Origin of the sequence: Shinella sp. G-2 (genome assembly GCF_050172695.1) — a bacterium.
Taxonomy (GTDB): domain Bacteria; phylum Pseudomonadota; class Alphaproteobacteria; order Rhizobiales; family Rhizobiaceae; genus Shinella.
On the sequence record NZ_JBBEYH010000004.1, the window covers coordinates 54,924 to 73,383 of the forward strand.

An 18,460-nucleotide genomic window follows, 5' to 3' on the forward strand; every position below is an offset into this window, starting at 1 on the left:
ATCGGGGTTTAGAGAAGGGCCGCCGGTCAACGGCAGAGAGCGCGAAAGGCGCGCTTTACACACACGTCCTCTTCGGGAGAACCCAGATGAAATCTCTTAAGCTCACTCTCGCGGCGCTCGTTGCTTCTGCCGCCTTCGCAGGCGTTGCCGTTGCGCGCGACCAGGTCCAGATCGCCGGCTCCTCCACCGTTCTTCCCTACGCCAAGATCGTCGCCGAGACGTTCGGCGAGACCTTCCCCGACTTCAAGACCCCGATCGTCGAATCCGGCGGCACGGGCGGCGGCCTGAAGGAATTCTGCAAGGGCGTCGGCCCGGAAACCCTCGACATCGCCAACGCATCGCGCGCCATGAAGGACAGCGAGATCGAAGCCTGCAAGGCTGCCGGCGTCACAGAGATCCAGGAAGTCAAGATCGGCTATGACGGCATCGTCTTCGCCACGGACGCCGGCAATGCCGACCTGAAGCTCGAGCCGAAGGATCTTTACCTGGCCCTCGCCGCTGAAGTCGTCGTCGACGGCAAGCTCGTCGCCAACCCCTACAAGAAGTGGTCGGAAGTCAACAAGGACCTGCCGGACGTCGAAATCGCCGCCTACATCCCGGGCGAAAAGCACGGCACCCGCGAAGTCTTCGACGAGAAGATGCTCGCTGCAGGCTGCAAGGCAACCGGCGCCGCTGACGTGATCAAGGCCGCTGTCGCCGACGAAAAGGAACAGCATGCCAAGTGCATCGCCGTTCGCAAGGACGGTCTGGCCGTCGACATCGACGGCGACTACACCGAAACGCTCGCCCGCATCGCCGCCAACAAGTCCGGCGTCGGCGTGTTCGGCCTTTCCTTCTACGAAAACAACGCCGACAAGCTGAAGGTCGCCACCGTCAGCGGCATCGTTCCGTCGACCGAAACGATCGCTTCCGGCGAATACCCGGTTTCCCGCCCGCTGTTCTTCTACGTCAAGAAGGCACATCTCGGCGTCATCCCGGGCCTCAAGGAATATGTCGAGTTCTTCACGAGCGACGACATGATCGGCCCCGACTCCCCGCTCGCTGAATACGGCCTCGTTCCGGCTCCGGACGCAGAGCGCGAAGAAGTCCGCAAGGCCTTCGTTGACGGCAAGATCATGTAATTTGCTTCGGCCGGCGCGGTTTTCGCGCCGGCCACTCCCTTTCGGGCGGTTGCGCCCACGTCCTGTTCCTCGACCGGGAACGGGGCGCCTGTCGAACGGTCGCGGCGAGCCACTGGGGCGCGCTCGAAGCACTGCCGGCAAAAGTCAGCACGCGGTTTTGCGTCCGGCATTGTGACAAACAAAATGACACCGCGGATGATCTCGCCGGGAGAATTTCCTCAATGAGTATTTCCCTTCTTCTGCTCATCGTCGCCGCCATCGGCGTCGTGGGCTATCTTATCGGCAGCTGGCGCGCCAACGCGCTTGCCGGCGGCAAGCTTTCAAACCTGCATTCTCGGCCGGGTTATTACGGCTCCTTCGTCGCCATCTGGGCCATGCTTCCGGCGGTCGTCGTCCTGTTCGTCTGGGTTATCGCAAGCCCGATGTATATCAGCTCGACCGTTCGCGCCGGCTTCCCCGAAGAGGTGAAGGCCGAGCCGCAGGCGACGCAGAACCTCAATTACAACATGATCAGCGCCATCGCCCGCGGCTTCAAGGTGCTGACGGGGGAAGAGCGCGAGGCCCTCTTCAAGGAGGGCGCGGCCGCCCGTGACATCCTGGCCGCCAAGGGCGTGCCGCTCGCCGCCGAGCCGGCGCCCTACATGCTGAAGTCCGCCGGCGACCTCAACCGCATGACGACGAACAGCAACACCTGGCTGTCGGTCGTTGCGGTTCTCACGGCCGCCGCCGGCGCCTTGCTCGCCTATCGCTCGATCACGCCGAGGTTCCGCGCCCGCAACCGCGTCGAAGGCGTGATGCTGGTCGGCCTGATCGCCGCCTCGTCGATCGCCATCCTGACGACGGTCGGCATCGTCACCTCGATGTTCACGGAAGCCGTGCACTTCTTCAACATGGTGCCGGCCTGGGAATTCTTCTTCGGCACGGTCTGGGATCCGCGCTTCGCCGCGGCGGGGGCGACGGCTTCGGCCGGCCAGTTCGGCCTGATCCCGTTGCTGGCCGGCACGCTCTATATCGGCCTCGTCGCCATGCTGGTCGCCGTGCCGGTCGGTCTCTTCGCCGCCATCTACATGTCGGAATATGCCTCGCGTCACGTTCGCTCGGTGGCCAAGCCGCTGCTCGAAGTGCTGGCCGGCATCCCGACCATCGTCTACGGCTTCTTCGCCCTTGTGACGGTCGGCCCGTTCCTGCGCGATATCTCCGCCCAGCTGAACGGTCTCGTCACCGGCAACTATTCCAACTTCATCCAGGCGCAGAGCGTTCTGACGGCCGGCTTCGTCATGGGCATCATGCTGATCCCCTACGTCTCCTCGCTGTCGGACGACATCATCACCGCCGTGCCGCGCGCCCTGCGTGACGGTTCGCTCGGCCTCGGCGCCACCCGTTCGGAAACGATCAAGCGCGTCATCCTGCCGGCCGCCCTGCCGGGCATCGTCGGCGCTCTGCTGATGACCGCCTCGCGCGCCGTCGGCGAAACCATGATCGTGGTGCTGGCCGCCGGCGTTGCCGCCCGCATGCAGCTCAATCCCTTCGAGCCGATGACGACGGTGACGGTCAAGATCGTCAACCAGCTGACGGGCGACCTCGAATTCACCTCGCCTCAGACGCTGGTGGCTTTCGCGCTCGGCATCACGCTGTTCTTCATCACGCTTTGCCTCAACATCTACGCCCTCTACATCGTGCGCAAATACCGGGAGCAGTACGAATGAGCCAGGTTTCCACCAGCCCTTCGATGGCCGCCCTTGGCGTTTCCGCCAAGCCGGAGCGCCGCGATATCGGCCTTGGCCGCCGCTACGCCGCCGAACGCCGTTTCCGCTTCTTCGGCATGGCCGCCATCGGCTTCGGTCTTCTCTTCCTGTTCCTGCTGCTGTTCTCGGTGGTCTCCAAGGGCTACACCGCCTTCCAGCAGTCGATGATCAGCATTCCGGTCGAGTTCTCGGAACAGATCATCGACAAGAACAACGAGCGCGCCACGAACCCGCAGAAACTGGTTTCGGCCAATTACCCGGTCGTCGCCCGCAATGCGCTCGCCAAGGTGCTCGGCGTCGACGAGAAGGATCGCGCCGGTCTCAAGGCCGTCAACGGCATGATTTCCGACAGCGTCCGCGTGCAGTTCCGCGACATGGTCGTTGCCGATCCGTCGATCATCGGCACCACGCAGACGGTGACGTTCCTCGCCCATGGCGATCTCGACTCGGCCTATAAGGGCCAGATCGACCTCTCCGTCGCGGAAGGCAACCGCAAGATCTCCGACAAGCAGGTCGGCTGGATGAACCAGCTTGCCGAAAGCGGCGCGCTTGCCAAGCATTTCAACACCGGCCTCTTCGTCAACGGCGCGTCGAGCCGTCCGGAAGCGGCAGGCGTCGGCGTCGCCGTGGTCGGCTCGCTCTACATGATGCTGATCGTGCTCGTGCTCTCGCTGCCCATCGGCGTCGCCGCCTCGATCTACCTGGAAGAGTTCGCTCCGAAGAACCGCTTCACGGACCTGATCGAGGTGAACATCAACAACCTCGCCGCGGTACCGTCCATCGTCTACGGTCTCCTGGGTCTTGCCGTCTTCGTCAACTTCGCGGGCTTCCCGCGCTCGGCGGCCCTCGTCGGCGGCCTGGTGCTGACGCTCATGACGCTGCCGACGATCATCATCGCGACCCGCGCCGCCCTGAAAGCCGTGCCGCCGTCGATCCGGTCGGCAGCCCTCGGCCTTGGCGCCTCCAAGATGCAGACCGTGTTCCATCACGTCCTGCCGCTCGCCATGCCCGGCATCCTCACCGGCACGATCATCGGCCTCGCCCATGCGCTTGGCGAAACCGCGCCACTGCTCCTCATCGGCATGGTCGCCTTCGTCGCCGACGTTCCGGCAACGCCGCTCGATCCCGCGACGGCCCTTCCGGTGCAGATCTACATGTGGGCGAACGAGGCCGAGCGCGCCTTCGTGGAGCGCACGTCGGGCGCGATCATCGTGCTCCTCATCTTCCTTATCCTCATGAATGTTGGCGCCATCCTGTTGCGCCGCCGTTTCGAACGGCGCTGGTAGAAGGACCGATCCTATGAACATGATGTCAGAAGCAGCAGTCGAGAAAGCGCTGGACAAGAAAATGAACGACATTTCCTACAAGATGATCGGCAAGGACGTTTCGGTCTATTACGGCGAGAAGCGCGCCCTCTACGACGTCAACCTGAATGTCCGTGAAAACACCGTGACGGCCCTCATCGGCCCGTCGGGCTGCGGCAAGTCGACCTTCCTGCGCACGTTGAACCGCATGAACGACACGATCGACGGCTGCCGCGTCACCGGCCGCATCACGCTCGACAGCGACGATATCTACGATCCGTCGATCGACGTCGTCGAACTGCGCGCCCGCGTCGGCATGGTCTTCCAGAAGCCGAATCCGTTCCCGAAGTCGATCTACGAAAACGTCGCCTACGGTCCGCGCATCCATGGCCTTGCCAGGACGAAGGCCGACATGGACGGCATCGTCGAGTCGAGCCTGCAGAAGGCCGGCCTGTGGAACGAGGTGAAGGATCGCCTGCAGGAAGGCGGCACCGGCCTTTCCGGTGGCCAGCAGCAGCGCCTGTGCATCGCCCGCGCCGTCGCCGTCAGCCCGGAAGTCATCCTGATGGACGAGCCCTGCTCGGCGCTCGATCCCATCGCGACCGCCAAGGTTGAGGAACTGATCCACGAGCTGCGCGCCAACTTCACCATCGTCATCGTGACGCACTCCATGCAGCAGGCAGCCCGCGTCTCGCAGCGCACCGCCATGTTCCATCTCGGCAACCTCGTCGAGGAGAACGACACCGACAAGATGTTCACCAACCCGGATGACCAGCGCACCCAGGACTACATCATGGGCCGCTTCGGCTGACGCTTCCGTCGCCAGGCATCCCTGAAACCGAGTGCATTAAGGACAGAACCATGTCATCGACCCATATTGTCTCGATCTACGACGAAGAACTGAAGTACCTCTCCCGCCGCATCTCCGAAATGGGCGGCACCGCCGAGCAGATGGTGGCCGATTCCGTGCGCGCCCTCGTCACGACGGACGCGGCCCTTGCCCAGAAGGTCATTTCCGAGGACGTCATCCTCGACACTGCCGAGCGCCAGATCAACGACAAGGCGGTCGTCACCATCGCCAAGCGCCAGCCGATGGCGGCGGACCTGCGCGAGATCATGGGCGCGATCCGCATCGCCGCCGAACTGGAGCGTGTCGGCGACCTCGGCAAGAACACGGCCAAGCGCGTCATCGCCGTGCAGAGCTCGGGCATGCCCCGCAAGCTCGCCCGCGGCCTGGAGCACCTGGCCGAACTGGCGCTGATGCAGTTGAAGGAAGTGCTCGATGTCTACGCCACCCGCTCGGTGGACAAGGCCAAGGCCATCCGCGAGCGCGACGACGAGATCGACGCCATCTACACCTCGCTGTTCCGCGAACTCCTGACCTACATGATGGAAGACCCGCGCAACATCACGCCCTGCACCCATCTCCTGTTCTGCGCCAAGAACATCGAGCGCATCGGTGACCACGCGACCAACATCGCCGAGACCATCTACTACATGGCGACCGGCTCCCAGCCGGAAGGCGAGCGCCCGAAGGACGACACGTCGACCTCCGTGGTCGCCGCCGACGTCACCGAGTAAAAGAGAAGCAGGGTTCAAACTCCATGGTGCCCAGAATAGCCGTCGTGGAAGACGAGGAGGCGCTCAGCGTCCTCCTGCGCTACAATCTCGAGGCGGAAGGCTTCGAGGTCGATACGATCCTCTCCGGTGACGAAGCCGAGATGCGCCTGCAGGAGCGCATGCCCGATCTGCTCATCCTCGACTGGATGCTGCCCGGCGTCTCCGGTATCGAACTGTGCCGGCGCCTGCGCCAGCGCCCGGAAACCGAGCGCCTGCCGATCATCATGCTGACGGCGCGCGGCGAGGAGAGCGAGCGCGTGCGCGGTCTTGCCACCGGCGCGGACGACTATGTCGTCAAGCCCTTCTCGACGCCGGAACTGGTCGCCCGCGTGCGCGCCATGCTGCGCCGCGCCAAGCCCGAGGTCGTCTCGACGGTGCTGCGCTGCGGCGATATCGAACTCGACCGCGAGACGCACCGCGTCCACCGCCGCACCCGCGAAGTACGCCTCGGCCCGACGGAATTCCGCCTGCTGGAGTTCCTGATGACCTCGCCGGGCCGCGTTTTCTCGCGCTCGCAGCTTCTGGACGGCGTCTGGGGCCATGACATCTATGTCGACGAACGCACGGTCGACGTCCATGTCGGGCGCCTGCGCAAGGCGCTCAATTTCGCCAACATGCAGGATGTCATCCGCACGGTTCGCGGTGCGGGCTACTCGCTGGAAACCTGAGCGGACGAAATTCCTCCCAAGGACGGAAATGGGCCCTGCGGGGCCTGTTTGCGTCTTGGGGGTTCCGTTCCCCGGCCTTGTCCCCAAACGAAAACGGGCCCTTTCGGGCCCGTATTGCATCTTGCTATCGATGACTGATCAGCGCATCCGGCGCCGCTCGGCGGACGGCTGGTAGGCGAGGCGCTGGTGATAGGTGCAGTAGGGCGAATTGTCCGGGGACTCGTTGCCGCAGAAATGGAAGTCGTCGTTCAGCGGGTCGCCGATCGGCCACTTGCAGGTGCGCTCGGTCAGCTGCGTCAGTTCCAGCTTGCGCGACATCGGCACGACGGTGCCGTTGCCATTGGCCGGAACCGGAAGCCGTTCGCTCTGCACGTCGAAATCGGCGTCCATGTCTTCCTTCGGCAGCGCGTTGCCGGTGGGGCGGGCGACGGCGCGCGGGGCAGCCGGGCGGGCCGTGAAGTTCGACGGGCGCGGCGCGGCGGCCGCCGCCGGGCGCTTCGGGCGGGCGGCGGTCTGCGTGCCGCCGGCCTTGGCGCGGCCCGGCAGGTTCAGCCGGTGCACCTTGCCGATGACGGCATTGCGGCTGACGCCGCCAAGCTGTGCCGCGATCTGGCTTGCGCTGAGGCCCTCGCTCCAGAGCTTCTTGAGTTTCTCGACGCGCTCGTCTGTCCAGTTCATGCTTTCGTCTCCGCTCGGCGTTCGATGCGGGAATCCCTCGTCGCGTCCCGGATGAATCCGGAACCTGAACGCCTCAACTCTTTTGGTGACTAGTTCCGCCGCATGCAGTCTAGTAATTGGTCTTTAACCTAGAGACCGGTGGACTCTGTGACAAGAGTCGGGGGAATCGGCGCGAATCGATTTCTAAGTTTTCCCCAACTTGCTGGTCTGGTGTGACTCGATAGAGACACCTTCCGCGTGTCTCGCGAATCCTCACCTTGCGGGAGGTTCAGCGCCGTTTCGGGCCGCGATTTTGTTGACAGGCCGGCGTGAAATGCCGATAGTGCCGCATGCCGCCGAAAGGCGGCTTTTGATTTTTCGGGCGACCGGGAAAGTCAAGATCGAGACCTGTTTTTCCGCATCTCTTTTCGGAGGATCCGCGCCATGGCCGATGCCGCGCCGCTCTATGAAACCTATATGCGTGCACCTCTTCGGTTCACGCACGGGGAGGGCGTCTGGCTCGTCGCCGAAGATGGCGAGCGATATCTCGATTTTGCCGCCGGTGTCGCCGTCACCTCGCTGGGCCATGCCCATCCCCATCTCGTCGCCGCGCTGAAGGATCAGGCCGACAAGGTCTGGCACCTGTCCAACCTCTATGAGGTCCCCGGCCAGGAAAGCCTCGGGCGCCGCCTGACGGACGCGACCTTCGCCGACAAGGTGTTCTTCGCCAATTCGGGCGCCGAGGCGCTGGAATGCGCGATCAAGACCGCGCGCCGCTACCATTTCGCCAAGGGCCATCCCGGCAAGTACCATATCCTCACCTTCGATGGCGCCTTCCACGGCCGCACCATCGCGACCATCGCGGCCGGCGGTCAGGAGAAATACATCGAGGGCTTCGGCCCCAAGGCGCCCGGCTTCCTCAAGCTGCCCTTCGGCGACATCGCGGCCGTCAAGGATGCCATCACCGAGGAAACGGCGGCGATCCTGATCGAGCCGGTGCAGGGCGAGGGCGGCATCCGCCCGGTACCGAAGGAATTCCTGCAGGAGCTGCGCCAGCTCTGCGACGAATACGGCCTGCTGCTCATCCTCGACGAGGTGCAGTCCGGCGTCGGCCGCACGGGCCGCCTCTTCGCCCATGAATGGGCCGGCGTCACGCCCGATATCATGGCGGTCGCCAAGGGCATCGGCGGCGGCTTCCCGCTCGGCGCCTGCCTTGCCACGAACGAGGCCGCCGCCGGCATGGTCGCCGGCACGCACGGCTCCACCTATGGCGGCAACCCGCTCGCCATGGCGGTCGGCAATGCCGTGCTCGACGTGGTGCTGGAAGAGAACTTCCTGCAGCATGTGCGCGACGTGGCGCTCGTCTTCCGCCAGGGCCTCGCCGCCTTGAAGGACCGTTTCCCCGATGTGATCGAGGATGTGCGCGGCGAAGGCCTGATGCTCGGCATCAAGGCCAAGGGGCCGGTTGCCGATCTCCTGAAGGCCGTGCGGGCGGAAAAGCTGCTCGGCGTGCCGGCGGGCGACAACGTGCTGCGCCTCCTGCCGCCGCTGACCGTCACGGCGGAAGAGGCGCGCGAGGGGCTGGCCCGCATCGAGCGGGCAGCGGAGAAGCTCACGGCCGCCAAGGCCGCCTGAGCAGGGACTGGGACAGACAGGACACATCATGGCCAAGCATTTTCTCGATCTTTCCGCCGTTTCGGAAAGCGATCTCCGCACCATCATGGACGATGCGCACACGCGAAAGGCCGCCAGCAAGGCCGGCACCGAAGCAAAGCCGCTCGCCGGCAAGATGCTCGCGATGATCTTCGAGAAACCCTCTACCCGAACGCGCGTCTCCTTCGACGTCGGCATGCGCCAGCTCGGCGGCGAGACGCTGTTCCTGTCGGGCACGGAAATGCAGCTTGGCCGCGCCGAGACCATCGGCGACACGGCGAAGGTCCTGTCGCGTTATGTCGACGCCATCATGATCCGCACGACGGACCATGCGCGCCTGCTGGAGCTGGCCGAGCATGCCACCGTGCCCGTCATCAACGCCCTGACGGATCTCACCCATCCCTGTCAGATCATGGCCGACGTCATGACCTTCGAGGAGCATCGCGGCTCGGCAAAGGGCAAGACTTTCTCCTGGATGGGGGACGGCAACAACGTGCTGCACTCCTTCGTCGAGGGCTCGGCCCGCTTCGGCTACAAGATGAAGATGGCCGTGCCGATGGGCTCCGAACCCGACGACAAGATTCTCAACTGGGCGCGCGACAATGGCGGCGACATCCTGCTCGGCCATGACCCGGAGGCGCTCGCCGACGGCGCCGACCTCATCGTCACCGACTGCTGGGTGTCGATGAACCAGGAACACCGCGCCCGCGGCCACAACATCTTCCAGCCCTATCAGGTCAACAAGCAGCTGATGGCGCGCGCCGACAAGGATGCGCTCTTCATGCACTGCCTGCCGGCCCATCGCGGCGAGGAGGTGACGGACGAGGTGATCGACGGTCCGCAGTCCGTCGTCTTCGACGAGGCGGAGAACCGCCTGCACGCCCAGAAGTCGATCCTCGCCTGGTGCTTCGGCGTCGTCTGACGCGGCCTTGAAAAACGCGGGACCCCGCACGATCTAGGGACCGACACGCGGCGCCTTATGGCGTCGTCTCTGGCGCTTGTCCGCCCGGTATGGAATGATCGGGCGGCAGGGAGCGCGAAATCACGATAGACGCTGTCGGACGCGGCGGGGCGCTTGGCCCGCTGCGTGGCGGCGTGCAAGGAGCGAAACGATGATGGCAGAAAATGCCCTGAAACTCGGCGAACCCGGTTTTTCCGGTGACGACCATGTCCTGCCGTTCCAGGTGGAAGGCCTCGATGTGCGCGGCCGTGCCGTGCAGCTCGGCCCGATGCTCGACGGCATTCTCGGCCGGCACGATTACCCCGCGCCCGTCGCCCGGCTTCTCGCCGAGGCGATCACGCTGACGGTGCTGCTCGGCACCTCGCTGAAGTTCGAGGGCAAGCTGATCGTCCAGACCAAGGGCGACGGCCCCGTCGACCTGCTCGTCGCCGATTTCGCCGCGCCGCAGGATGTGCGCGCCTATGCCCGCTTCGACCAGGCGGCGCTCGATGCCGCCGTCGCCGAGGGCAAGACGGAGCCGCATGAGCTGCTCGGCAAGGGCATCCTCGCCTTCACCATCGACCAGGGGCCGCACACCCAGCGCTACCAGGGCATCGTGCCGCTCGACGGGCATACGCTGGAAGAGATCGCCGGCGTCTATTTCCGCCAGTCGGAACAGATCCCGACCAAGGTGCGCCTTGGCGTCGCCGAACTCTACGACCGCGACGAGGCCGGCAAGGCGCGTCACCGCTGGCGCGCCGGCGGCATGGTCGCGCAGTTCCTGCCGCAGGCGCCCGAGCGCATGCGCCAGGCCGACCTTCCGGGCGGTGACGGCGACGATGTCGGCCACAAGATCGACGATGACGACAACTGGGCTGAAGCGAAGGCCATGGTCGAGACGATCGATGCCGACGAGCTGACCGATCCCAATGTCGGCACCGAACGGCTGCTGTTCCGCCTCTTCCACGAGCGGGGCGTGCGCGTCTACCAGCCGCAACAGGTCTTCGACCGCTGTTCCTGCTCGCGCGAGAAGCTGAAGACCGTTCTCTCCGGCCTCAGCGCCGAGGAGATCGCCCATACGGCGGACGACAAGGGCGAGATCGCGGTGACCTGCGAATTCTGCTCGACCACCTACCGCTTCGAGGCGGCCGAAGTGCTGCCGCAGTAAAAGGGAGTGAGGGGCTTTGCCCCTCATTCTGCATCTTCTCCCTGCGTTGGGGGGGAAGGATGCTTTGTTTCATCCTTTGCCGATGCTGATGATGTCGGGAAACCGGTCCTGCCTGTTTTCATCGCCTCCGGGCAACAGGGGGGCGGGCAGGCGGATAAAGGGCTCTCGGTCCTGAAGTCTAGTTCAGAATCCGGACCTGCCCCGGCGTATCCAGCGAGAAGGCCGGAATGGCGACGTCGAAGGCCTCGCCGTTCTCCGCTTCCATGCGGTAGCGGCCGAACATGATGCCGGACGGTGTTTCCAGCGGGCAGCCGGAGGAATATTCGTAGGTATCGCCCGGCCTGAGCGTCGGCTGTTCGCCGATCACGCCTGGCCCGTTCACCTCGTCCACCTGCCCGTTCTGATCGGTGATGTGCCAATAGCGCGTCACGAGCCGCACGGCGAGGTCGGAATGGTTGGAGATGACGACCCGGTATCCCCAGACATAGCGGCTGTCGTCGGGATCGGACTGATCGGCCAGATAATATGGCTCTACGGTCACTTCGATGTCGCGGGTCAGCGCACGATACATGGGCAAGCCTTGAACTGATTATATTCAGCTATTCTACAGGAATGTGGCTTCGTCAAGAATATGCAAAGAAGGCGCCAGCCTCTTCGGCTGGCGCCTTCTATTGTTTACCTTAATGGCGTGGGCTCACGCGCCGACCTTGGAGAGCGCACGCGCGAAGTCCTCGAGCAGGTCGTCGCTGTCCTCGATGCCGGCGGAGAAGCGCACGGTGCCGGCCGAAATGCCGAGTTCGGCGCGTGCCTCGTCCGTCAGGTTCTTGTGCGTCGTCGTTGCCGGATGGGTGATCAGGCTCTTGGCGTCGCCGAGATTGTTGGAGATCTTCACGACATCAAGTGCGTCCTGCAAGGCGAACGCTGCATCCTTGCCGCCCTTCAACTCGAAGCAGACGAGCGTCGAGCCGCCCGACATCTGCTTGGCAATGATGTCGGCCTGCGGATGATCCTTGCGGCCCGGATAGATCACGCGCGCAACCTGCGTCTGGTCGGCGAGGAAGTCGGCGATGCGGCTGGCATTCTCCGTCTGCTGCCTGACGCGCAGCGGCAGCGTTTCGATGCCCTTCAGCAGCGTCCAGGCGTTGAACGGCGACATGGCGGGGCCGGTGTGGCGGAAGTAGTCGTGCAGGTTCTCGTCGATCCACTGCTTGTCCGAGAGCACCACGCCGCCAAGGCAGCGGCCCTGGCCGTCGATATGCTTGGTGGCCGAGTAGACGACGACATGCGCGCCGAGTTCCAGCGGCTTCTGGAAGAGGGGCGTCGCGAAGACGTTGTCGACGACGACCTTGGCGCCGATCTGGTTGGCGAGCTTCGCCACGCCGGCGATGTCGATGACCTCGAGCGTCGGGTTGGTCGGGCTTTCGAGGAAGAACACCTTGGTGTTCTTCTGGATGGCCTTTTCCCAGTTGGAAAGGTCGCGCCCGTCGATCAGCGTGCATTCGATGCCGTATTTCGGCGCCAGCGTCTCGACAACCCAGCGGCAGGAGCCGAAGAGCGCGCGGGCCGCGACGATGTGGTCGCCGGCCTTCAGCTGGCAGAGAATGGCGGCGGAGACGGCGGCCATGCCCGATGCGGTGGCGCGGGCATCCTCGGCGCCTTCCAGCATGCACATGCGCTTTTCGAACATGTCGTTGGTCGGGCTGCCGTAGCGCGCGTAGATGAAACCGTCCGTCTCGCCCTTGAAGCGGGCTTCGGCCGCGGCCGAGGTGTCATAGACGAAACCCTGCGTCAGGAAGATCGCTTCGGCGGTTTCGCCATGCTGGGAGCGGGTGGTTCCGCCGTGGACGAGTTGGGTGGCCGGGCGCCAGGACTTGCTCATGTGATTGTCGCCTTCAAACAAAAAAACCGGCCGCGTAAGCAGGCCGGTTTGTCACCCGGCCTTTTTAGCTACTTGTTTTACGTGGCTGCAAGCCGGCCGGCCAAATCACCACGGGATAATCTGCTAATACTGCGCGCCCACGCTTGCGTCAATTGCCGGCATTTGGTTTTGTGCGAGCCCTCTGACAGGACGGTAGGATCATGGCTTCTGCGACGCGCAGCACGGGCATTCTGGCGGACAACGCCATTCGCGGCTTGTTCGATGGCGGGCGGCTGAAAAGCGAGGCGGCGCTGGACGAAGACCAGATCCAGCCGGCCAGCCTCGACCTTCGCCTCGGCGCGAAGGCCTTCCGCGTGCGCGCCAGCTTCCTGCCCGGCCCGGCCCATCTCGTCGCCGACAAGCTCGACCGGCTGCAGCTTCATGTCATCGACCTGACGGAAGGCGCGGTGCTGGAAACGGGCTGCGTCTATATCGTGCCGCTGATGGAAAGCCTCGACCTGCCGGCCGAACTTGCCGCCTCGGCCAATCCGAAAAGCTCCACCGGCCGCCTCGATATCTTCACCCGCGTCATCACCGACCGCGCGCAGGAATTCGACAAGATCCCGGCCGGCTATTCCGGTCCGCTCTATCTCGAAATCTCGCCGCGCACCTTCCCGATCGTCGTGCGCCGCGGCTCGCGCCTGTCGCAGATCCGTTTCCGCAGGGGCAATGCCCTGCTCGGCGAAAGCGAACTCGTCGCTTTGCATGCATCCGACACGCTGGTCGCCAGCGAGACGCCGAACGTCTCGGGCGGCGGCATCGCGCTTTCCATCGACCTCAAGGGTACCGGTCCGGACGGCCTCATCGGCTACCGCGGCAAGCATCACACATCGGTCGTCGATGTCGACCGCAAGAACCAGCACGACATCTTCGATTTCTGGGAGCCGCTGTTCAGCCGCGGCCGCAACGAGCTGATCCTCGATCCGGATGAATTCTACATCCTCGTCTCGCGCGAGGCGGTGCATGTGCCGCCGCTCTATGCGGCCGAGATGACGCCCTTCGATCCGCTCGTCGGCGAGTTCCGCGTGCACTATGCCGGCTTCTTCGATCCGGGCTTCGGCCATGCGCCGGCCGGCGGCTCCGGCAGCCGCGCGGTGCTGGAAGTGCGCAGCCATGAAGTGCCCTTCATCCTCGAACACGGCCAGATCGTCGGCCGTCTCGTCTATGAGCATATGCTGGATGCGCCGGAAGGCCTCTATGGCTCGGGCCTCGGCTCGAACTACCAGGCGCAGGGCCTGAAACTTTCCAAGCACTTCCGCGCCGGCTGACGGGTTTTCCGCCCGTCGTCCGGTCCTTCCGGCGTGTTTCATTTTTCCCTTTACAAATTAAGTTAAACGTTTTTATTATGATATAAACGTTTAACACGTGGCGGCGTGAGCTGAGGAGCAAGCGCCTTTCGCCGACAGGGGAGGACACCGTTGGCATCGATCCGTATCGAAAATCTCCGCAAGGGTTTCGGCGCTCTGGAGGTGCTGAAGGGCATCGACCTCGACATTGCCGATGGCGAGTTCGTCTGCTTCCTCGGCCCTTCCGGTTGCGGCAAGAGCACGCTCCTGCGCTCCATTGCCGGCCTTGAGGAACTGGATGGCGGGGCCATTCGCCTTGGCGAGCGGGATATCACCCACGTGCCTTCCGCCAGGCGCGATATCGCCATGGTTTTCCAGAACTATGCGCTCTATCCGCACATGAACGTGCGCAAGAACCTTTCCTTCGGTCTCGCGCTCAACGGCATGAAGCGGGACGAGATCGACCGGCGCGTCGACAACGCTGCCGAAATCCTGCGCATCAAGGAGCTTCTGGCCCGCAAGCCGCGCCAGCTCTCCGGTGGCCAGCGCCAGCGCGTCGCCATCGGCCGCGCCATCGTGCGCGAGCCCAAGCTGTTCCTGCTCGATGAGCCGTTGTCGAACCTCGACGCGGGCCTGCGCGTCACCATGCGCGTCGAGCTTGCCGCGCTCCATGCGCGCCTCGGCGCCACCATGATCTATGTGACCCATGATCAGGTGGAGGCGATGACGCTGTCCGACCGCGTGGTCGTGCTCGACAAGGGCAAGGTCAGCCAGTTCGGCACGCCGCTGGAGCTGTTCTACCAGCCCGCCAATCTCTTCGTCGCCGGGTTCATCGGCTCGCCGCGCATGAACTTCGTGGAGGCGACGGTCGCCGCTCAGGACGGCGCGCATGTCACGCTTTCGGGCGGCGGCCTCAAGCAGCCTGTCGTCTTCGAGGCGGAAGGTGCGGCAACGCTCGCCCGGGACGGCAAGGTCACGCTCGGCATCCGCCCGGACAAGGTGGAGATCGTTCCGGCCGGCGAGGGCGCCCTGGCCGGCACGGTGCGCCTCGTCGAACGGCTCGGCACCGAAAGCCACGTCCATCTGAGCCTCGAGGACGGCCGCGACTTCACCGCCGTGGTGCGCGGCACCCATCCGGTCGCGAACGGCGAAACGGTTCACCTGCGCCTGCCCGCGCAGCATTGCTACCTGTTCGATGCGGAAGGTCAGGCGGTGCGCCGCCGGCTCGATGCGGAGACCGAGGCGCTCATCGTCAATGAAAAGGGGAAGCGGGTCGCGTGACCCGTCAAGGAGGAAGAGAATGAGGAAGAACACGACACTGATCGCCGGCTCGCTGATCGCCTTCGTTTTGGCAGGCAGCGCCACCGCCCGGGCGGACGAGACCATCCGCTTCGCCACCTGGGATTCCGACGAGAGCCTGGCCATCCAGCAGGCCATCGCCAAGAAGTTCGAGGAGAAGCATCCGGGCGTGAAGGTTCAGGTCGAACCCTATGCCGACGGCTACGACCAGAAGCTTGTCGCCGCCTTCGGCGCCGGTAGCCCGCCGGACGTCATGTATATGTGGAACTTCCCGCAATACTATACGTCGCTGATGCCGCTGGACGACCTGATCGCCAAGGACGCCGCCGAGATCAAGCCGGACGACATTCCGCAGGGGCTGATGAACACCACCCGCGTCGAAGGCAAGACCTACGGCATGCCGGCGGGCTTCACCACCCAGGTCGTGTTCTACAACAAGGACATGTTCAAGGCGGCCGGCGTCGAAGAGCCGAAGGACGGCTGGACCTGGGACGATCTGCGCGCCAAGGCGGCCAAGTTCCGCAACAAGGAAGGCAAGGTCTACGGTTTCGCGGTCGACGCCAAGCCGGACCCGTACGATTTCGAGCAGTTCCTCTGGTCGAACGGCACCAAGTACATTTCCGACGACGGCAAGACCATCGACGGCTACATGAACAGCGATGCGGCGGCTGCGGTCCTCGACATGTTCGGCGACATGGCCAAGAAGGAAGAGGCCGTCACGCTCAACCTCGGCGACGACACCTCGGGCAGCACGCTCTTCAAGGGCGGCAAGATTGCCATGTTCCAGAGCGCCATGTGGTCCAAGGCCGGCATCGATGCCGCGGGCTTTGCCTATGGCGTCGCGCCGCTGCCGAAGTTCGGCGACAAGCCGGCGCATTCGGCGCTCGGCGTTTCGGCCATGTCCATCGCCAAGGATGCCGCCCATCCGGACCTCGCCTGGGAATTCGTGAAGTTCTTCTCCTCGCCGGAAGCGGTCGCCATGCGCACCAACGACCTTCCGGTCCGCACCAGCGTCGCCGAAGAGAAGGGCATGACGAAGGACCCGATCTACAAGCCGTTCTTCGACATCCTCGCGACCTCCAACACGGAGACCCACGCGTTTCTGAAGAACCAGAACTGGGGCAAGGTGCAGGACAATCTCGCCCGCGCCATCGAGGCGACGATGATCGACCAGGGCAATGCGAAGACCCATCTGGACGATGCCGTCAAGCGCTCCCAGCGCTTCATGAAGTAAGCGGCCTCACCGCTGTTTCCCTTCTCCCCGCCGGGGAGAAGGGGGCTGAGGCGCCCTTTTCGTTCTCGTGCGAAATCCTGGGGGAGTGAACGTGACCCTTGCTACCACCGCGCCCGAAGCCGTGCAGAAGCGGCAATCCGCCTTCTCGCGCCACCTGACGGCCTATCTCTTCATCTCCCCGTGGATCCTGGGCTTCGTGTTCTTCACGCTCGGCCCGCTCCTCTTCTCGCTCACCATGAGCTTCCACGACTGGCCGGTCGTCGGCGAGCGCACCTTCGTCGGTTTCGACAACTACCGCACGATGCTGTTCGACGACCCGCAGTTCCTGGAAAGCCTCTGGATCACGGTGAAGTTCGCCGCGATCTACGTACCCTTCAACATCGTCATGTCCTTCCTCATCGCGCTGATGCTGCATCACGCGACCTTTGCCAGCGGCTTCTTCCGCACGGCCTTCTACCTGCCGAGCGTCATTTCCGGCGTCGCGCTGGTGACGATCTGGAGCTGGATCTACAGCCGCGAATACGGCCTTCTCAATTTCATGCTGTCGCTCGTCGGCATCGACGGGCCGAACTGGCTGGGCGATCCGGGCCTTGCCATCGTCGCCATCATCATCGCCAGCCTCTGGGGCTTCGGCGGCACCATGCTGATCCTGCTGACGGGCCTGAAGGCCATTCCGAAGGAACTCTACGAGGCGGCGACCGTCTCGGGCGTGCCGGGCTGGGCGCAGATGCTCTTCATCACCCTGCCGATGCTCGGGCCGATGCTGCTCTTCACCTTCATCACCTCGATCATCGCCGCCTTCCAGCAGCTGACGATCGCGTTGCTGATGACCAAGGGCGGCCCGCTCGGCTCCACCTATTTCTTCGCCATGTACATCTACGACAACGCCTTCAAGTATTTCGACATGGGATACGCCGCCGCCGGCTCCTGGGTGATGTTCATCATCGTCCTGGCGCTCAGCCTGCTGGTCATGCGCTGGTCGTCGGCCTGGGTCTACTACGAGGGCGAGGTTCGTGAAAAGGGAGGCGACCGCAATGCGTAAGACGCTGCTTTATTCCGCGCTGATCCTGCTTTCGGCGCTCTTCATCGCGCCCTTCTACTGGACCTTCATGACGGCCGTCAAAAGCCAGGCCGACCTCTACCAGTTCCCGCCGGTCTTCTGGCCGTCGGAGTGGCACTTCGAGAACTTCGCCATCGCCTGGAACAAGCAGCCCTTCGGCACCTATCTGACGAACTCGCTGATCGTCGTCGTCTTCTCCACCATCGGCCAGCTCCTGTCGTCCTCGCTGGTCGCTTACGGTTTCGCGCGCTTCCGGTTCCCCGGCCGCGATCCGCTCTTCATCCTGCTGCTCGCCACCATGATGATCCCGTGGGACGTGAAGATGATCCCGCTCTACATGGAGTTCAACCTGCTTGGCTGGATCAACACGCTGAAGCCGCTCATCGTGCCCGCCTATTTCGCCGATGCCTTCTTCGTCTTCCTGCTGCGCCAGTATATCATGACGGTGCCGGTCGAAATCGACGAGGCCGCGCGCATGGACGGGGCCAATGCCTTCGACATCTACTGGCGCATCCACCTGCCCTTGATGATGCCGGCGCTGGTGCTGGTCGGCACGTTCCACTTCATGAATGCCTGGAACGACTATCTCGGCCCGCTGATCTTCCTCAACGACCAGTCCATGTACACGCTCACCCTCGGCCTCTCCATGTTCAAGGGTCTGCATGAGGTGGACGTGACGTCGATCGCCGCCATCACCGTCGTGCTCTGCCTGCCGCCGCTCGCCCTGTTCTTCCTGGCGCAGCGCTACATCATGGACGGGGCCGTCGGCTCCTCGGTCAAGGGATGA

17 protein-coding genes and 1 riboswitch are annotated in these 18,460 nt (G+C 64.1%); of the genes, 14 read left to right on the plus strand and 3 right to left on the minus strand.

Annotated elements, in window-relative coordinates:
- Positions 1 to 86: 86 nt before the first annotated feature.
- The 6 genes from V8U06_RS09355 to phoB all read left to right on the plus strand — a co-directional run bounded on the left by V8U06_RS09355 (position 87) and on the right by phoB (position 6,458).
- Complete coding sequence (locus V8U06_RS09355) at positions 87 to 1,121, plus strand: substrate-binding domain-containing protein (RefSeq protein ID WP_226920625.1); 1,035 nt, start codon at positions 87 to 89, stop codon at positions 1,119 to 1,121.
- Between the two features lie 221 nt (positions 1,122 to 1,342).
- Complete coding sequence (gene pstC / locus V8U06_RS09360) at positions 1,343 to 2,827, plus strand: phosphate ABC transporter permease subunit PstC (protein WP_427140418.1); 1,485 nt, start codon at positions 1,343 to 1,345, stop codon at positions 2,825 to 2,827.
- Positions 2,824 to 4,152, plus strand: a complete 1,329-nt coding sequence (pstA, locus tag V8U06_RS09365) for a phosphate ABC transporter permease PstA (protein WP_427140419.1) — start codon at positions 2,824 to 2,826, stop codon at positions 4,150 to 4,152. The genes pstC and pstA overlap by 4 nt, the downstream gene beginning before the upstream one ends.
- A 13-nt stretch (positions 4,153 to 4,165) precedes the next feature.
- Complete coding sequence (pstB, locus tag V8U06_RS09370) at positions 4,166 to 4,981, plus strand: phosphate ABC transporter ATP-binding protein PstB (RefSeq protein WP_427140420.1); 816 nt, start codon at positions 4,166 to 4,168, stop codon at positions 4,979 to 4,981.
- 50 nt (positions 4,982 to 5,031) lie between these two features.
- Complete coding sequence (phoU, locus tag V8U06_RS09375; protein WP_226920616.1) at positions 5,032 to 5,751, plus strand: phosphate signaling complex protein PhoU; 720 nt, start codon at positions 5,032 to 5,034, stop codon at positions 5,749 to 5,751.
- A gap of 23 nt (positions 5,752 to 5,774) precedes the next feature.
- A complete protein-coding gene (gene phoB, locus V8U06_RS09380; protein ID WP_134647809.1) occupies positions 5,775 to 6,458 on the plus strand; it encodes a phosphate regulon transcriptional regulator PhoB in 684 nt (227 codons plus the stop codon).
- Between the two features lie 138 nt (positions 6,459 to 6,596).
- Here the strand turns inward: phoB and V8U06_RS09385 are convergent, their stop codons facing one another.
- Entirely contained in the window at positions 6,597 to 7,136 is a 540-nt protein-coding gene (locus tag V8U06_RS09385; RefSeq protein WP_427140421.1) for a GcrA family cell cycle regulator, read from the minus strand.
- Between the two features lie 423 nt (positions 7,137 to 7,559).
- On the opposite strand from V8U06_RS09385, the gene V8U06_RS09390 reads away from it, so the two are divergent.
- The 3 genes from V8U06_RS09390 to V8U06_RS09400 all read left to right on the plus strand — a co-directional run bounded on the left by V8U06_RS09390 (position 7,560) and on the right by V8U06_RS09400 (position 10,876).
- The gene (locus V8U06_RS09390) at positions 7,560 to 8,750 is read left to right on the plus strand and encodes an aspartate aminotransferase family protein (RefSeq protein ID WP_427140422.1); all 1,191 of its coding nucleotides are present in this window, start codon (positions 7,560 to 7,562) and stop codon (positions 8,748 to 8,750) included.
- A 28-nt stretch (positions 8,751 to 8,778) separates the two neighbouring features.
- Positions 8,779 to 9,690, plus strand: a complete 912-nt coding sequence (gene argF / locus V8U06_RS09395; RefSeq protein WP_226920607.1) for an ornithine carbamoyltransferase — start codon at positions 8,779 to 8,781, stop codon at positions 9,688 to 9,690.
- A 193-nt stretch (positions 9,691 to 9,883) separates the two neighbouring features.
- Positions 9,884 to 10,876: an Hsp33 family molecular chaperone gene (locus V8U06_RS09400; RefSeq protein ID WP_427140608.1), complete on the plus strand. Its 993-nt coding sequence runs from the start codon at positions 9,884 to 9,886 to the stop codon at positions 10,874 to 10,876.
- Positions 10,877 to 11,054: 178 nt separating this feature from the next.
- On the opposite strand, the gene apaG is transcribed toward V8U06_RS09400, so the two are convergent.
- Entirely contained in the window at positions 11,055 to 11,447 is a 393-nt protein-coding gene (apaG, locus tag V8U06_RS09405; RefSeq protein WP_226920603.1) for a Co2+/Mg2+ efflux protein ApaG, read from the minus strand.
- A 123-nt stretch (positions 11,448 to 11,570) separates the two neighbouring features.
- The gene (locus V8U06_RS09410) at positions 11,571 to 12,755 is read right to left on the minus strand and encodes an O-succinylhomoserine sulfhydrylase (RefSeq protein WP_427140423.1); all 1,185 of its coding nucleotides are present in this window, start codon (positions 12,753 to 12,755) and stop codon (positions 11,571 to 11,573) included.
- Positions 12,756 to 12,798: 43 nt separating this feature from the next.
- Positions 12,799 to 12,877: riboswitch (SAM riboswitch) on the minus strand.
- Positions 12,878 to 12,955: 78 nt separating this feature from the next.
- Between V8U06_RS09410 and V8U06_RS09415 the strand changes: the two genes are divergently transcribed.
- The 5 genes from V8U06_RS09415 (at position 12,956) to V8U06_RS09435 (ending at position 18,460) form a co-directional block, all read left to right on the plus strand.
- On the plus strand, positions 12,956 to 14,062 hold the full coding sequence (locus V8U06_RS09415; RefSeq protein ID WP_226920599.1) for a 2'-deoxycytidine 5'-triphosphate deaminase: 1,107 nt from the start codon (positions 12,956 to 12,958) through the stop codon (positions 14,060 to 14,062).
- Between the two features lie 150 nt (positions 14,063 to 14,212).
- Positions 14,213 to 15,361, plus strand: a complete 1,149-nt coding sequence (locus tag V8U06_RS09420) for an ABC transporter ATP-binding protein (protein WP_427140424.1) — start codon at positions 14,213 to 14,215, stop codon at positions 15,359 to 15,361.
- A gap of 19 nt (positions 15,362 to 15,380) precedes the next feature.
- Positions 15,381 to 16,613, plus strand: coding sequence for an ABC transporter substrate-binding protein (locus V8U06_RS09425; RefSeq protein WP_226920595.1), 1,233 nt, complete (start codon positions 15,381 to 15,383; stop codon positions 16,611 to 16,613).
- Positions 16,614 to 16,704: 91 nt separating this feature from the next.
- Positions 16,705 to 17,655, plus strand: a complete 951-nt coding sequence (locus V8U06_RS09430; protein ID WP_427140425.1) for a carbohydrate ABC transporter permease — start codon at positions 16,705 to 16,707, stop codon at positions 17,653 to 17,655.
- Complete coding sequence (locus V8U06_RS09435; RefSeq protein ID WP_226920591.1) at positions 17,648 to 18,460, plus strand: carbohydrate ABC transporter permease; 813 nt, start codon at positions 17,648 to 17,650, stop codon at positions 18,458 to 18,460. The genes V8U06_RS09430 and V8U06_RS09435 overlap by 8 nt, the downstream gene beginning before the upstream one ends.

Coding starts and splice junctions, on each gene's coding strand:
- V8U06_RS09355 (WP_226920625.1), top strand. CDS start 87: ATGAAATCTCTTAAGCTCACTCTCGCGGCGCTCGTTGCTTCTGCCGCC.
- pstC (WP_427140418.1), top strand. CDS start 1,343: ATGAGTATTTCCCTTCTTCTGCTCATCGTCGCCGCCATCGGCGTCGTG.
- pstA (WP_427140419.1), top strand. CDS start 2,824: ATGAGCCAGGTTTCCACCAGCCCTTCGATGGCCGCCCTTGGCGTTTCC.
- pstB (WP_427140420.1), top strand. CDS start 4,166: ATGAACATGATGTCAGAAGCAGCAGTCGAGAAAGCGCTGGACAAGAAA.
- phoU (WP_226920616.1), top strand. CDS start 5,032: ATGTCATCGACCCATATTGTCTCGATCTACGACGAAGAACTGAAGTAC.
- phoB (WP_134647809.1), top strand. CDS start 5,775: ATGGTGCCCAGAATAGCCGTCGTGGAAGACGAGGAGGCGCTCAGCGTC.
- V8U06_RS09385 (WP_427140421.1), bottom strand. CDS start 7,136: ATGAACTGGACAGACGAGCGCGTCGAGAAACTCAAGAAGCTCTGGAGC.
- V8U06_RS09390 (WP_427140422.1), top strand. CDS start 7,560: ATGGCCGATGCCGCGCCGCTCTATGAAACCTATATGCGTGCACCTCTT.
- argF (WP_226920607.1), top strand. CDS start 8,779: ATGGCCAAGCATTTTCTCGATCTTTCCGCCGTTTCGGAAAGCGATCTC.
- V8U06_RS09400 (WP_427140608.1), top strand. CDS start 9,884: ATGGCAGAAAATGCCCTGAAACTCGGCGAACCCGGTTTTTCCGGTGAC.
- apaG (WP_226920603.1), bottom strand. CDS start 11,447: ATGTATCGTGCGCTGACCCGCGACATCGAAGTGACCGTAGAGCCATAT.
- V8U06_RS09410 (WP_427140423.1), bottom strand. CDS start 12,755: ATGAGCAAGTCCTGGCGCCCGGCCACCCAACTCGTCCACGGCGGAACC.
- V8U06_RS09415 (WP_226920599.1), top strand. CDS start 12,956: ATGGCTTCTGCGACGCGCAGCACGGGCATTCTGGCGGACAACGCCATT.
- V8U06_RS09425 (WP_226920595.1), top strand. CDS start 15,381: ATGAGGAAGAACACGACACTGATCGCCGGCTCGCTGATCGCCTTCGTT.
- V8U06_RS09435 (WP_226920591.1), top strand. CDS start 17,648: ATGCGTAAGACGCTGCTTTATTCCGCGCTGATCCTGCTTTCGGCGCTC.